The following is a 14,210-nucleotide window of genomic DNA, read 5'->3' on the forward strand; positions in this document are numbered from 1 at the left end:
GATCACTGCCGAGGACGGATCACGTCATGCCTCGACCCATGCCACGTCCGACCACCGCACAGATCGCCTACGGTTCGGTGACCGTCGTCTTCTCCACCCTCGCCATGCTGCTGCTCTCCCGGACCGCTTCGGGCGTCGGCGTCGCGGTGATAGCCGTGGCCGCGCTCGGCCTCGGCTTACTCGTGGCGATGACGGTCCCGACCCCCGAACCGGCCGCGCCCGCCGCGCCCTCGCTGCCTGCCCCGCCCATCACCCCGGAGCGCGTCCCCGCCCAGCGCGCCGCGCTCGCCGAGCCCGTACGCGAACCGGCGGGCCCGTGAACCACGGACCCGCCGGTACCGGTGCCGCCGCACCAGCCCTCACCCGAACCTGCCGGGCGTCGTCCTAGACGCTGACCACCACCGTCTTGGCGGCCTTGTCGTGCAGGCCCTGCTTGTAGGGCTTGTCGAAGAAGCTCCACCCGCCGCAGATGGCCGTCCAGATGCAGGCGCAGCAGAAGGCGAACGGCAGCCAGAGGACGGCCGCGCGGGCGAGTGCGGTCTGCATGCTCGGCGTGGCACCGTCGTTGAGGTTCGCGACGCGCATGCCCAGCCACTTCTTGCCGAGCGTCTGGCCGGTTTTGGAGATCATGAAGGTGTCGTACGCGATGTAGAGCACGGCGGCCAGCAGGGACTGTCCGAAGGACTTGCCCGTGTTCACCTTGTCCGGGTCCACGTCGTATTCGGACGTGTTGAACAGCCACGACAGCAGCCAGACGACGATCCCGATGAGGATCATGTCGACGATGCGGGCGAGGACGCGTTTGCCGCTGTCGGCGAGCGGGGGCATGCCGGCGAGGGGATCCTGCCCGCCGTAGCCGCCCGGACCGCCGCCGTAGGGGTCGCCGCCGCCTCCGTAGGGTCCCCCGGCTCCGCCGCCGTAGGGGTCGCCGCCCTCGGGCGGGGGCGGGACGCCGTAGGGAGAGCCGCCGCCCGGTGGCGGGGTGTCGTAGGGGGACCCGCCGCCCTGCGGGGGCTGCTTCTTGAAGGGGTCGTCGTCCGGGGGCGGGTATTGCGGCGGTTCGGTGCTCATGGCCCGAGTCGACCGCGACGGCCCCCGCTCCGCATCCGGCGAGCGGCTGACCGGGTTACCCGCCGCCTTGTGCAGGCCCTACTCCACGACGTACGTATGCACGGTCATCCCGCCACGAACGTGCCCGCCGCCTTGTCGTGCCAGCACTGCCGCCACGGCCTGTCGAAGAGGCACCACAGCACGCCGACGACGCCGATCACCAGGAGCCCCGGCACGCTGTAGGCGAGCCAGCGGCGCAGGGCCGCGCCGAACGTGGGCGTCTCGTGCTCCTCGATGTCCCGTACCTCGATTCCGCACACCTTCTTGCCCAGGGTGCGGCCCCACTTGGCGGTGGGCAGCGCCTCGTACACGACGCCGAAGAGGAGCAGGACGGCGAGGACGATGCCGAGGTAACCCGCGGTGGTGCCGTCGAGCAGCCAGACCGTGGTCTTCTCGCCCGACAGCTTCGCCGCGTCGATCTTGCTGTCGACGTGGTCGGCGGCCTCGGCTCCGAGCGGCAGGGCGGCGGCCCCGGTGACCGCGACGAGGACGGCCGTGTCGATGAGCCGTGCGGCGAGGCGCCTGCCGAGTCCCGCGGGCCTCGCCGAGGCCTGGGCTCGCGCGGCCGCGAGGAACGGGTCCTCGGTCACCGGCTTCCACGGCACGACGGGCTGCCCCTCGCCCTGCTGCTGCGGGACCGGGGAGGCCCCCGCGAGCTGATGCACCTGCTGGGCCCAGGAGGGCGAGCCACCGCCGGGCCCGGAGGTGAGGGGCGCGGCGCTCGGCTGGGGCTGTTGCATCTGCTGGGGTTGCTGGGCCTGCTGGGGCGCAGGGGCCTGTCCGGGCGCGGACGCCTGCGGCGGTACGGAGGTCTGCGCGGCGGCGGTCTGCCCGCCCCGCTGCCCGGACGCGGGCCGGATGGCACGGATCGCCATGGTGCCGTCGCTGCGGGGCGTGGGCGTGGGCGTGGGGGAGGCCGACGCGGGCGTGGTGGCGGGGGCGGGCGCGCCGCCCCGCGCCGAGGCGGCCCCGGCGGACCTGTTCGTCCCGGCACCGGTCGCGCCGGCTCCGGACCCCGCAGACCCGGCGGACCCCGCGCCCCCGCCCCCGGCGACCGGCTTGACCGGACCCGTCGGGCGGCGGAACGTCACCGTCCCCTCGCCGGCGGCCGGTTTCGGCGTGCTCGGCTTGATGGCGCGGATCGTGACCGTGCCGGGGTTGCTCTCGTCCCGCGCGGGTTCGGGCGAGGCCCGCTGCTCGGGGGCCGCCGCCTCCGCGCGCGGCGCGGCGTCCTCGCTCGGCACGCGCGGGTCCGCCTGCCCCGGGGCGCCCCACGAGATCCGGCGCTCCTGCTCGCCGCCGAGGCCGGTCTGGCGGCCCGCGTCGGCCTGCCAGGCGGAGGCGGGCTCGGGCCTGGCGCCGTGCTGGTCCACCGCGGGGCCCGCCGGGGCGGCGTCCGCCACCGGTTCCTCGTCGAAGAAGTGCGGCCCGGTCTCCTCCACGGGAGGCGCCACCACTGCGCCCGCACTCGCGCCGGGAGGAGCGGGCAGCGGTTCGCCGTCGGACGGCGCGGGACGGCTCGTACCGGGCACCCAGGCGGCGCCGTTCCAGTACCGGACGTATCCGGGAATGGACGGGTCGGGGTAATAGCCTTCGCGGGGCCTGTCGTCGCCTGGGGCCGGAGTTGGGGCGCTCATGTCCGTCGTCCCGTATCTGCTCGGGGGTCTTTTGAGGGGTCCACATCTATCAGACCTCCGTGTGCCACCGGGCGGCTCCCGCCCTTCGGACCACTTTCCGGGCACGCTCCCCACACATTCCCCGCGAACCCCACGCCCCCGCCGGTCACCTCTCCGAAGCCGCCCGGAGAAAGTTTCCCGAACCCGCGTAATGCTCCGGGGATCCCGCGCTCTCCACTCGTACGGGTCCGCTCCCAGGGCCCCTACGAGGAAGGAAGCACACCGACATGCACTCCGTGGTGGAACGCGAGCTTGAGCTCAAGCTGATCCTCTCGCCGGAACGGGTCATCCCCGTCCCGGCCCGCCTCACCTACCGCACCGCCGATCCCTACGCCGTCCACATCGCCTTCCACATCGGCTCGGCGCACCCCGTGCACTGGACGTTCGCCCGAGAGCTGCTGGTCGAGGGGGTGTTCAGGCCGTGCGGTCACGGTGATGTGCGGGTCTGGCCGACGAAGGTGGACGGCCGCGGCGTCGTCCTGATGGCGCTCAGTTCACCGGACGGCGACGCCCTCCTCGAGGCACCGGCCGCCGCGGTGTCCGCCTGGCTGGAGCGGACCCTGCGGGTGGTCCCTCCGGGTTCTGAGGCCGAGCAGCTCGGCATCGACGACGGCCTCGCCGAGCTGCTCGCCCCCGCCGCGGGCCGTTTCGGCGCCGCCGACGAGCTGTGGCTGCGCGACCCGTGGCCCTCGGACGAGTCCAAGGACGGTGAGTGAGCTGTCTCAGAACAGCTTGCCCGGGTTGAGGAGCGAGTGCGGGTCGAAGGCCGCCTTGACGGCCCGCTGCATCTCCATCCCGACCGGGCCGATCTCGCGCGCCAGCCACTCCTTCTTGAGGACGCCGACTCCGTGCTCGCCGGTGATGGTGCCGCCGAGTTCCAGACCGAGGGCCATGATCTCGTCGAAGGACTCGCGGGCGCGCCGGGCCTCGTCGGGGTCTGCCGCGTCGAAGCAGACGGTCGGATGCGTGTTGCCGTCGCCCGCGTGCGCGCAGACCCCGATGGTCAGCCCGTACCTGGCGCCGATGCGCTCGACCCCGTCGAGCATGTCCGCGAGCCTGGAGCGCGGCACGCACACGTCGTCGATCATCGTGGTGCCCTTGACGGCTTCGAGCGCGGTGAGCGACAACCGCCTCGCCTGGAGCAGGAGTTCGGACTCGGCGGCGTCCTCGGCCGGGACGACCTGGGTGGCGCCCGCGGCCTCGCAGAGAGCGCCGACGGCGGCGAGGTCGGCCGCCGGTCCTGGGGTGTCGAAGGCGGCGAGCAGCAGGGCCTCGGTGGTCTCGGGCAGACCCATGTTCGCCAGCGCGTTCACGGCCTTCACGGTCGTACGGTCCATCAGTTCGAGCAGCGACGGGACGTGACCGCCTTCCATGATCTTGCATACGGCGTCGCAGGCGGCCTTGGTGGAGGCGAACTCGGCTGCCAGCACGAGCTGTTGGGGCGGCTTGGGCCTCAGCGCGAGGACGGCGCGGACGACGATGCCGAGGCTGCCCTCCGAGCCGACGAACAGGCGCGTGAGGTCGTAGCCCGCGACCCCCTTGGCCGTGCGCCGGCCGGTGCTCATGAGCCGCCCGTCGGCGAGGACGACGTCGAGCCCGAGGACGTACTCCGCGGTGACCCCGTACTTCACGCAGCACAGGCCCCCGGAGGCGGTGCCGATGTTGCCGCCGATGGTGCACATCTCCCAACTGGAGGGATCCGGCGGGTAGTACAGGCCGTGCTCGCCGACCGCGCGGGAGAGCGTGGCGTTGACGACGCCCGGCTCGACGACCGCGATCCGGTCGACGGGGCTGATCTCCAGGATGCGGTCCATCTTGACGAGGGACAGCACGATGCAGCCCTCGCTGGCGTTCGCGGCGCCGGACAGGCCGGTGCGGGCGCCCTGCGGCACCACGGGGACGCGCAGCTCGGTGGTGGTGCGCATGACGTGCTGGACCTGCTCGACGGTGCGGGGCAGCACCACGACGGCGGGCACGCCCGCCTCGCAGAAGCTCGCCATGTCGTGGGAGTACGCGGACGTGACGTCGGGATCCGTGAGGACCGCCTCGGCGGGAAGGCCCTCGTGGAGGAGTTCGATGAGGGTGCGGCTCATGATCACAGCCTCGCACCCGGGGCCATCGGTGTGAACCCGTGTACGACGCCCGGCCCGTGCCGGGATGTGCTCTTCGTATTGACGCACAGTGAGCGGCATGAAGCGTTACAGGTCCTCCGCGAAGTCCTACGGGCCCCCCATGGGGTCCTACAGGTCCCAGATGGGGTCCTACGGATCCCCGATGGGGCCGTACAAATCCCCCGTGCGGCGTTCGGTGAAGCGGGCACTGGTCGCCTCCGTCGCGGGGGCCGTGGTGGCCGGTGCCGCGTATGTGCTGGTGCCGATGGACCGCGGGGACGGGAGGCCGCCCGCGCTCGGGCCCGCGGGGCGTGCGATGGCGGCCGTGGGGGCGGGGGCGCCGGCCTCGCTGCCGGATCTGGCGGCGCTCATCGGGGAGCGCGAGGCGCATCTGCGAGCGCACCCCGGCGACGACCACTCCTGGGCGGTGCTCGGCTCGGCCTATGTGGCGCGCGGCGCGCGCACCGCCGACTTCGCGTACTACCCGAAGGCCGAGCAGGCGCTGCGTACGTCGCTCAAGGCGAAGCCCCGGGGCAATCCGGAGGCCCTGACGGGGCTGGCCGCCCTGGCGAACGTCCGGCACGACTTCCGCGCGGCCCGCACGTGGGGCGAGCAGGCGGCCAAGCAGGCGCCGAAGCGGTGGACGGTGTATCCCGCGCTGATCGACGCCTACACCGGCCTCGGTGACGCCAAGGCCGTCGGCAAGGCCCTGGCGTCCCTCCAGAAGCTCGGCCCGGCCCCGGCGGTCAAGACGCGTACGGGGCAGGTGTACCGCGACCGCGGGTGGCGCGAGGACGCCAACGCCGCCCTCACCGACGCGGCGGCGCTCGCTCGGACCCCCGCGGAGAAGGCCGCGGGCCTGCACCGCGTCGGGGAGCTGGCGTGGGAGCGGGGCGAGCCCGCCCAGGCGCTCCGCTACTACGAGGCAGCGCTCGGTGCCGACCCCGACCACCACGCCTCGCTGGCGGGCAAGGGCCGCGCGCTCGCCGCCCTCGGCCGCACCTCGGAGTCGCTGCACGCCTACCGCTCGGCGCTCGCCAGGCAGCCGCTGCCCGAGTACGCCCTGGAGCTGGGCGAGCTGTACGAGTCGCTGAAGCTGCGCCCGGCCGCGCGCGCCCAGTACGACATGCTGCGGGCGCGGGTGAAGCAGGAGAGCGCGGGCGGCGTGAACAACGAACGGGTCCTCGGCCTGTTCGAGGCGGACCACGGTGACCCCGAGGCGGCGGTGGAGCGGCTGAGGGCGGAGTACAAGCGGCACGGCAATCCGCAGACGGCGGACGCGCTGGGCTGGGCGCTGCACCTCTCCGGGGACGGCGAGGCGGGCCTGAAGCTGGTGACGAAGGCGATGAAGGACGGTCCGCGCAGCGCGCTGTTCGCCTACCACCGGGGGGAGATCGAGCGGCAGCTCGGCTGGTACGGGGCGGCGCGACGGCACATCGGGGAGGCCCTGCGGATCAACCCCTACTTCTCGCCGCTGGCCGTGCGCGAGGCGAAGCAGGCCATGGAGGCGCTGGGCGAGCCGCCGGAGGGCGGGCCCGCGCAGATGTACGCGCCGGTGGAGCCCGCCCCGGCCCCGGCGGCGGCGCGGTGGACGAGCCCGCGCCAGCTGACACCTCGCGGCTCCTCGTCGCGCCAGACCACGCCGCGCCAGTCGACGACGCGCCGCGGAACACCGAGCACGCCCCGGCAGTCCACGCGGACCGCCCCGGCGCGCACGGCGTCACCGGGGAGCTGAGAGCCTGCGCCGCTGGTGACGGCGCGAGCCCCCAGATCGACGATCCGAAGTAGGCGTTCAGCGCGGGACCGGGCCCCACGGTGTCTCCAGGGCCGTGCGCAGGGCACCGGTCAGCTCCTCGCCGATGCGTTCGGCGAGCTGTTCCTCCAGGCGGGCGATGGCCGCCCTCGCCCGGCGGTGGGCGCGCTCGCCCTCGGGGGTGCGCCGGATGAGCCGTTGCCGGGCGGACGCGGGGTCCGGGACCTGTTCGAGGATTCCGGCAGCGACCAGGCCGTGCACGGCCTGGTGGGCGGTCTGGCGGGTGACGCCCATGCGCCGCGCCAGTTCGGAGACGGTGGTGCCCTCGTCGTCCAGTACGGAGCAGAGCTGCACCTGCGTCGGGGAGACCGGGGTCTCGCCGGCCGCGGCCATGGCCGCGGAGAGTCCTTCCTCGAACCAGCGGCGGGCCTCGCCGAGGAGTTGGGTCAGGTCGCGCTGATCGGACGGCATTCTTCCTCGCTGCTGTGCTCACCGGCTTGCTCACCGGCACTCGTTAATGTCAGGCTACCTGACATTTCTGTCGCCCCGAGGAGCACCCATGACCATCGAGTACGCCACGCGGTACCGCCCCGCCTCCCGCATCCCCGCGGAACCGGGCAAGCCCTACTTCATCGAAAAGGGCGAGGGGGACCGCGCCCATCTGTTCGGCGATCTGATCACCGTCTACGCGGGCGGCGAGCAGACCGAGAACACCTTCAACTTCTTCACCGTAGAGGGCCCCAAGGGCGACCTCATCCCCGCCCACGTGCACGCCGACACCCACGAGGTCTTCTACGTCACCCAGGGCGCCGTCCGCCTCTTCGTCGAGGACACCGAGGGCCTCCAGCAGGAGAAGCTGCTCACCCCCGGCGACTTCGGCTTCGTACCGAAGAACTGCGCGCACGCCTACCGCATGGAGCGCCACCACAGCCAGGTCGTCGGCGTCGCCGCGGGCCCCGGCGGCACCTTCGAGCGGTTCTTCGAGAACCTCGGCGCGCCCACGCAGGCACACGGCCTGCCGCACCGGCCGCTGATCCCCGAACCCCACACGTTCGGCACGGTCCCCGAGCGGTACGACGTGAACTTCCTGCCCGACCACCAGTGGCGCACCCGGTGACCGGGCCCGCGCTGCGAGAGCTGATCGCCTCCCCCCACCCGGACGTGGCCCCCCTGCCGCCCGCGGCCCCGCGCGAGCCCGGCGTGCGCGAGCTGCGCGGTGTGCCCTACTTCCAGGCCGACGGCAGCCGCCCCCTGGAACTCGACCTGTGGCTGCCCGGGGCCGCCGCCGGGGACGGTCCGGCCCCGCTGGTGCTCTTCGTGCACGGCGGCGCCTGGCGCATGGGGCGCCGCGACGACATGGGCCTGCGCACCCGGCAATGGTCGCCGGGGCCCCTCGCCCGCATCGGCCCGCTTCCCCGCCCCGCTGGACGACCTGCGGGCAGCCCTGCGCTGGCTCGCCCTGCGCGACGGGGAACTCGGCGTCGACACCGGGCGGACCGTGGTCTGGGGCGACTCCGCGGGCGGCCACCTCGCCTCGCTCCTCGCGCTGGGCGAACCGGGCCCGGCGGGCGCCGTGATCTGGTACGGCCCGAGCGATCTGACCACCCGGCGGGGTCACTTCACCCCCGAGGACCCCGCCACTCCGGAGGCACGCCTGCTGGGCGCGGCCCCTGCGGCCGTCCCGGAGCGGGCCGAGGCGGCCAGCCCACTGGCCCAAGTCGCCTCGGGAGCCCCGCCGTTCCTGCTCGCCCACGGCGACGCGGACACCCTGGTGGACCACTCGCACAGCGCGTCGCTGGCGGCCGCGCTCCAGCGGGCGGGGGCCGGGGCGGAACTGTGGACGGTGCCGGGGGCGGGCCACGCCTGGGGCGGTCTTGACGATGCGGAGGTGGAGAGCATCTTCACGCGCTCGCCGGATTTCGCCCGCGGCCGCGCGGGCCTCTGAGACGCCCGATCGCCGGACAGGCAGGGGTACTTGAGCCTGTCCGGCGATGGAGGACGAGCTGGGCGCAGCCCGCGGTCAACCCCGCTTACAGGTTGCCCCGCTTCTCCTGCTCCCGCTCGATCGCCTCGAACAGCGCCTTGAAGTTGCCCTTGCCGAAGCCCATCGACCCGTGCCGCTCGATCATCTCGAAGAACACGGTCGGCCGGTCCTGGACCGGCTTGGTGAAGATCTGGAGCAGATAGCCGTCCTCGTCGCGGTCGACGAGGATCTTCAGCTCGCGCAGGGTCTCCACGGGCACCCGGGTCTCACCGGCCCACTCGCCGAGGGTGTCGTAGTACGAGTCCGGGGTGTCCAGGAACTGCACGCCCGCCGCGCGCATCGTGCGCACGGACTCGACGATGTCGTTCGTGGCGAGCGCGATGTGCTGGACGCCCGCGCCGCCGTAGAACTCCAGGTACTCGTCGATCTGCGACTTCTTCTTGGCGATGGCGGGCTCGTTGATCGGGAACTTGACCTTCAGCGTCCCGTCGGCCACCACCTTCGACATCAGCGCGCTGTACTCGGTCGCGATGTCGTCGCCCACGAACTCCTTCATGTTCGTGAAGCCCATGACCTTGTTGTAGAAGGCGACCCACTCGTTCATCCTGCCGAGTTCCACGTTGCCGACGCAGTGGTCGATCGCCTGGAAGGTCCGCTTGGCCGGGGGCTCGACGAGGGGCTTCGCGGCGACGAAACCGGGCAGATAAGGACCGTCGTAGTCGGTGCGCTCCACCAGCGTGTGGCGGGTCTTGCCGTAGGTGGCGATGGCGGCGAGGACGACCGTGCCGTTCTCGTCCTTCTCCTCGTACGGCTCGGTGATGCCGCGCGCGCCGTGCTCGACGGCGTAGGCGTACGCGGCGCGCGCGTCCGGCACCTCGATGGCGAGGTCGACGACGCCGTCACCGTGCTCGGCCACGTGGGAGGCGAGGAACTGGCCCCGCTCGGTGGAGGCCTTGATGACGGAGGTGAGGACGAAGCGGGCGGCGCCGTTCGTCAGCACGTAACTGGCGGTCTCGCGGCTGCCGTTCTCCGGTCCGGAGTAGGCCACGAGCTTCATGCCGAAGGCGGTGGAGTAGTAGTGCGCGGCCTGCTTGGCGTTGCCCACGGCGAAGACGACCGCGTCCATTCCCTTGACCGGGAAGGGGTCTGCCTCGCGCGCGGTGTCCGGGGTTGTGTGGGTGGGGTTCGTCGAAGTAGCTGCCATGTGCTGAGGCTCCCGCCGATTGACAAGGTGCGCAATAGTTGGCGTTTTCAGTGGTCAAACTGCCCAGTGGTTGGCGAGGATGGCCGGGCTATCTGTACATGATGACCACCCCGGAGGGCGTATGGCGATCGATCATCTGGACGGCAGGCTCATCGTGCTCCTGGCGCGGGAGCCGCGTATCGGGGTTCTTGAGGCGTCCCGCAGGCTCGGTGTCGCGCGCGGCACGGTGCAGGCGCGGATGGACCGGCTTCAGTCCAATGGAGTCATCCGCGGCTTCGGCCCGGAGGTCGATCCGGCGGCGCTCGGCTACCCCGTCACCGCGTTCGCGACGCTGGAGATCAAGCAGGGCCAGGGCGCGGACGTACGGGCCCACTTGGCGACCGTCGCCGAGGTGCTCGAACTGCACACCATCACGGGCCACGGCGATATGCTCTGCCGCCTCGTGGCCCGGTCGAACGCCGATCTCCAACGTGTGATCGACCGCGTCGTGGGTTTTGATGGCATCGTCCGGGCTTCCACGGCGATCGTCATGGAAAACCCCGTTCCGCTGCGGATCATCCCGCTCGTGGAGCAGGCGTCCGAAGACCCCTGAGTCGACGACCCCTGAGCGCTTCGCCGAGCGAGGCGCTCCGGGAAAGGCGAGGTGAGCACTTCAGTGAACTTCTGGGACTACCTCGGCAACCGGCACCAACAGTTGCTGACGGACGCGTACCAGCACGCGAGCGCCGTCTTCCAGTGCATGGTCGTGGCGACCCTCATCGGCGTGCTGATCGGCGTCCTCACCTACCGCAGCGAGTGGGCGGGCAACCTGGCCACGACCACCACCTCCACCATCCTCACCATCCCCTCGCTCGCCATGATCGGTCTGCTGATCCCGGTGGTCGGGCTCGGTGTCGCGCCGACCGTCATCGCGCTGACCCTCTACGGCCTGCTCCCGATCGTGCGCAACGCCATCGTCGGCCTGCGCGGCGTCGACCCCTCGCTCGTCGACGCGGCGAAGGGCATCGGGATGTCGAGGATCGCCCGGCTCTTCAAGGTCGAGCTGCCGATCGCCTGGCCGCCGATCCTGACCGGCATCCGGGTCTCCACCCAGATGCTGATGGGCATCGCGGCCATCGCCGCGTACGCGTCGGGGCCGGGCCTCGGCAACGAGATCTTCCGCGGCATCGGCTCGCTCGGCAGCAAGAACGCGCTCAACCAAGTGCTCGCGGGCACGCTGGGCATCATCGTCCTGGCGCTGCTCTTCGACGCCGCGTACGTCCTGATCGGCCGGCTGACGATCTCAAGGGGTATCCGTGTCTGAGACCACCGCCGCCGCCACCTCCGGGGCCACGATCGAGCTGGACAACCTGACCAAGCGCTACCCCGGCAGCCACGAGCCGGCCGTGGACAGCGTCAGCATGGAGATCAAGGCGGGCGAGACCGTCATCTTCGTCGGCCCGTCCGGCTGCGGTAAGTCGACGACCCTGAAGATGATCAACCGCCTCATCGAGCCGACCAGCGGCCGCATCCGCATCGACGGCGAGGACGTCACCGACATCGACCCGGTGAAGCTGCGCCGCAAGGTCGGGTACGCCATCCAGTCGTCCGGCCTCTTCCCGCACATGACAGTCGCCCAGAACATCGCACTCGTGCCGAAAATGATCGGCTGGGGGAAGGCGCGGATCGCGTCGCGGGTGGAGGAGATGCTCGATCTGGTCGGCCTCGACCCGGGCGAGTTCCACGGCCGCTATCCGCGCCAGCTCTCGGGCGGCCAGCAGCAACGGGTGGGAGTGGCGCGGGCGTTGGCGGCGGACCCGCCCGTCCTCCTGATGGACGAGCCGTTCGGCGCGGTCGACCCGATCACCCGCGACCACCTCCAGGACGAGCTGATCCGGCTCCAGCACGAGCTGCACAAGACGATCGTCTTCGTCACGCACGACTTCGACGAGGCCATCAAGCTCGGCGACCGCATCGCCGTCCTGCGGGAGCGCTCGCACATCGCGCAGTTCGACACCCCCGAGGCGATCCTCACCAACCCCGCCGACGACTTCGTGTCCGGCTTCGTGGGCGCGGGGGCGGCCCTCAAGCGCCTCAACCTCACGCGCGTACGCGATGTGGAGATCGCCGACATCCCGACGGTGACCGTCGACGACCCACTCCAGACGATCTTCGACAAGCTGCGTGTGAGCGGCGTGAACGAACTGCTCCTGCTCGACAAGCGCGGCCGCCCCTACAAGTGGCTGCGCCGCGGCGACCTGATGCGCGCCAAGGGCTCCCTGGCCCGCGCGGGCACCCTCGTCCACGACACGGTGACCCGCGACGCCACGCTGCGCGACGCGCTGGAGGCGGTCCTCACGGACAACGCGGGCCGGGTCGCGGTGACCGGGCGGCGCGGCGAGTACACGGGCGTCGTCGACATGGAGACGCTGATGAACTCCGTGCACGAGATGCTGGAGGCCGACCGCCTCGATGCCGTCGAGCACCAGCACGAACTGGAGGAGCAGCGGGCCCGGCTGACCCACGAGGAGCAGGAGGGCGCGGGCCACGGGGACCTCGGAGGGGCGGCGAAGGCATGAGTGCCGACGAGCGCCGCCCCGAGGGGGAGGACCCGCCGCCCCGGGAGCCGGACCGGCAGCCGCGCCGGGTCACCTGGCAGAAGGTGACGTTCCTGCCCGCCGTGCTCGCGGTGGTCCTGCTGCTCACCTGGTGGTGGTTCCAGCAGGCCGAGCTCGACTCCATCTCCAAGAACGCGCTGGCGAACGGAAACGTGTGGCTGAGGCTGCGCCAGCACATCGAACTCACCGCGATCTCCACCTTCTTCGTGCTGATCATCGCCATTCCGCTCGGCATCCTGCTGACCCGGGGGAAGCTGCGCAGGGCGGCGCCCGCCGCGATGGCCCTGGCCAACATCGGCCAGGCGACGCCCGCGATCGGCCTCCTCGCCCTGCTGGTGATCTGGCTGGGCATCGGCGAGAAGGCGGCCCTGATCGGCATCATCGTCTACGCCGTGCTGCCGGTGCTGTCCAACACGATCGCGGGCCTGAAGGCGAACGACCCGACGCTGCTCGAAGCGGCGCGCGGCATCGGCATGTCCCCGCTGGGCGTTCTCGGCAGGGTCGAACTCCCCCTCGCCGTCCCGCTGATCCTCGCGGGCGTGCGCACGGCCCTCGTCCTGAACGTCGGCACGGCCACCCTCGCCACCTTCGGCGGGGGCGGCGGCCTCGGCGACCTGATCACGACGGGGATGACCAACCAGCGCATGCCGGTCCTGATGCTCGGCTCGATCCTGACGATCGCGCTCGCGCTGCTGGTGGACTGGCTGGCCTCGCTGGCCGAACTGGTGCTGCGTCCACGGGGGTTGGAGGTGCGGTCATGAGGGTTACGTGGCGTACGGGTGCGCTCGCCGTGATGGCGGGGGCCCTGCTGATGAGCTGCGGTCTCACCAGCGGCAGCCCCATGGTGGACGACGTGCGGCCCGGCTCGGTGGGCCGGGGCCTGCCCCTCAAGGGCGCCGATCTCACCGTCACCTCCAAGGAGTTCACCGAGCAGCTGATCCTCGGCGCGATCATGGGCATCGCCTTCCAGGCGGCGGGCGCGGACGTCCTCGACCGCACGGGCATCCAGGGTTCGATCGGCGCGCGCGAGGCCGTCAAGGGCGGTGACGCGGACGCCATGTACGAGTACACGGGCACCGCCTGGATCACGTACCAGGGCAACACCGAGCCCATCGACGACCCCCGGAAGCAGTGGCGGGCGGTGCGGGACGCCGACCTGGAGAACGGCATCACCTGGCTGGAGCCGGCCACCCTCAACAACACGTACGCGCTGGCGATGAACCGGCGGAACGCGCAGAAGTACAAGACGAAGACGCTCTCGGACGTGGCGGACCTCGCCAAGTCCGACCCGAAGGCGGTCACGCTCTGCGTGGAGAGCGAGTTCTCGTCCCGCGAGGACGGGCTGCCCGGCATGCAGAAGGAGTACGGGATGAGCGTCCCGTCCGCCAACATCACCAAGATGGACACCGGCATCATCTACACGCAGGCGTCCAAGGGGACGTGCACGTACGGCGAGGTCTTCACCACCGACGGCCGCATCAAGGCGATGGACCTGACGACGATGGAGGACGACAAGCGCTTCTTCCCCAACTACAACGCGGCGCCCGAGATCAACAGCGAGTCCCTCAAGGAACACCCCGAGATGGCGGAGGTGCTGGCCCCCATCACCAGGAAGCTGAACAACACGGTGGCGCGGGACCTCAACTCCAAGGTGGACGTGGAGGGCCAGGATCCGCACGCGGTGGCGAAGGAGTGGCTGATCCAGGAGGGGTTCGTGAGGGAGTAGACCTCCCGGAAGTTGCAAAGACTCCGTTGCAAAAACCGTTGCAACGGAG

Annotated in this window: 15 protein-coding genes; 10 read left to right on the forward strand and 5 right to left on the reverse strand. The window is 71.6% G+C overall.

From position 1 onward, the window contains the following. The first annotated feature begins 38 nt into the window (after nt 1-38). Nucleotides 39-320, forward strand: coding sequence for a hypothetical protein (locus CP975_RS13090; protein ID WP_150476891.1), 282 nt, complete (start codon nt 39-41; stop codon nt 318-320). Between the two features lie 64 nt (nt 321-384). Here CP975_RS13090 and CP975_RS13095 read toward each other — a convergent pair whose 3' ends face one another. Together CP975_RS13095 and CP975_RS13100 are read right to left on the reverse strand one after the other, a co-directional pair. Further along, complete coding sequence (locus tag CP975_RS13095; RefSeq protein ID WP_150476892.1) at nt 385-1,071, reverse strand: RDD family protein; 687 nt, start codon at nt 1,069-1,071, stop codon at nt 385-387. A 104-nt stretch (nt 1,072-1,175) separates the two neighbouring features. Next, nucleotides 1,176-2,747: an RDD family protein gene (locus CP975_RS13100; RefSeq protein ID WP_150476893.1), complete on the reverse strand. Its 1,572-nt coding sequence runs from the start codon at nt 2,745-2,747 to the stop codon at nt 1,176-1,178. 266 nt (nt 2,748-3,013) lie between these two features. Here CP975_RS13100 and CP975_RS13105 point away from each other — a divergent pair, with 266 nt between their 5' ends. After that, complete coding sequence (locus CP975_RS13105) at nt 3,014-3,502, forward strand: SsgA family sporulation/cell division regulator (RefSeq protein WP_055530505.1); 489 nt, start codon at nt 3,014-3,016, stop codon at nt 3,500-3,502. Between the two features lie 6 nt (nt 3,503-3,508). Here the strand turns inward: CP975_RS13105 and CP975_RS13110 are convergent, their stop codons facing one another. Then, on the reverse strand, nt 3,509-4,879 hold the full coding sequence (locus CP975_RS13110; protein ID WP_055530509.1) for an FAD-binding oxidoreductase: 1,371 nt from the start codon (nt 4,877-4,879) through the stop codon (nt 3,509-3,511). A 181-nt stretch (nt 4,880-5,060) separates the two neighbouring features. Here CP975_RS13110 and CP975_RS13115 point away from each other — a divergent pair, with 181 nt between their 5' ends. Beyond that, nucleotides 5,061-6,632, forward strand: a complete 1,572-nt coding sequence (locus tag CP975_RS13115; protein ID WP_246201492.1) for a tetratricopeptide repeat protein — start codon at nt 5,061-5,063, stop codon at nt 6,630-6,632. A 57-nt stretch (nt 6,633-6,689) separates the two neighbouring features. Here CP975_RS13115 and CP975_RS13120 read toward each other — a convergent pair whose 3' ends face one another. Next, nucleotides 6,690-7,121: a MarR family winged helix-turn-helix transcriptional regulator gene (locus CP975_RS13120; RefSeq protein WP_055530503.1), complete on the reverse strand. Its 432-nt coding sequence runs from the start codon at nt 7,119-7,121 to the stop codon at nt 6,690-6,692. An 88-nt stretch (nt 7,122-7,209) separates the two neighbouring features. On the opposite strand from CP975_RS13120, the gene CP975_RS13125 reads away from it, so the two are divergent. Both CP975_RS13125 and CP975_RS13130 read left to right on the forward strand, forming a co-directional pair. Next, nucleotides 7,210-7,767, forward strand: a complete 558-nt coding sequence (locus CP975_RS13125) for a quercetin 2,3-dioxygenase (RefSeq protein ID WP_055530500.1) — start codon at nt 7,210-7,212, stop codon at nt 7,765-7,767. A gap of 99 nt (nt 7,768-7,866) precedes the next feature. Continuing rightward, on the forward strand, nt 7,867-8,595 hold the full coding sequence (locus CP975_RS13130; protein ID WP_246201493.1) for an alpha/beta hydrolase: 729 nt from the start codon (nt 7,867-7,869) through the stop codon (nt 8,593-8,595). 85 nt (nt 8,596-8,680) lie between these two features. On the opposite strand, the gene hppD is transcribed toward CP975_RS13130, so the two are convergent. After that, nucleotides 8,681-9,838 carry a 4-hydroxyphenylpyruvate dioxygenase gene (gene hppD / locus CP975_RS13135; RefSeq protein ID WP_055530498.1) on the reverse strand — a complete coding sequence of 386 codons (1,158 nt, stop codon included), beginning with the start codon at nt 9,836-9,838 and terminating at the stop codon, nt 8,681-8,683. 121 nt (nt 9,839-9,959) lie between these two features. Between hppD and CP975_RS13140 the strand changes: the two genes are divergently transcribed. The 5 genes from CP975_RS13140 to CP975_RS13160 all read left to right on the forward strand — a co-directional run bounded on the left by CP975_RS13140 (nt 9,960) and on the right by CP975_RS13160 (nt 14,161). Continuing rightward, the gene (locus CP975_RS13140; protein WP_030794967.1) at nt 9,960-10,430 is read left to right on the forward strand and encodes an Lrp/AsnC family transcriptional regulator; all 471 of its coding nucleotides are present in this window, start codon (nt 9,960-9,962) and stop codon (nt 10,428-10,430) included. Between the two features lie 63 nt (nt 10,431-10,493). Further along, nucleotides 10,494-11,141 carry an ABC transporter permease gene (locus CP975_RS13145; RefSeq protein ID WP_055530496.1) on the forward strand — a complete coding sequence of 216 codons (648 nt, stop codon included), beginning with the start codon at nt 10,494-10,496 and terminating at the stop codon, nt 11,139-11,141. Then, nucleotides 11,134-12,396, forward strand: coding sequence for a betaine/proline/choline family ABC transporter ATP-binding protein (locus CP975_RS13150; protein WP_055530494.1), 1,263 nt, complete (start codon nt 11,134-11,136; stop codon nt 12,394-12,396). The genes CP975_RS13145 and CP975_RS13150 overlap by 8 nt, the downstream gene beginning before the upstream one ends. Then, complete coding sequence (locus CP975_RS13155; protein ID WP_055530492.1) at nt 12,393-13,196, forward strand: ABC transporter permease; 804 nt, start codon at nt 12,393-12,395, stop codon at nt 13,194-13,196. Before CP975_RS13150 ends, CP975_RS13155 begins: the two co-directional genes overlap by 4 nt. Further along, nucleotides 13,193-14,161: a glycine betaine ABC transporter substrate-binding protein gene (locus tag CP975_RS13160; protein WP_055530489.1), complete on the forward strand. Its 969-nt coding sequence runs from the start codon at nt 13,193-13,195 to the stop codon at nt 14,159-14,161. The genes CP975_RS13155 and CP975_RS13160 overlap by 4 nt, the downstream gene beginning before the upstream one ends. The last annotated feature ends 49 nt before the right edge of the window (nt 14,162-14,210 follow it).

The organism is Streptomyces alboniger (genome assembly GCF_008704395.1).
In the GTDB taxonomy this organism is placed as follows: Bacteria; Actinomycetota; Actinomycetes; order Streptomycetales; family Streptomycetaceae; genus Streptomyces; species Streptomyces alboniger.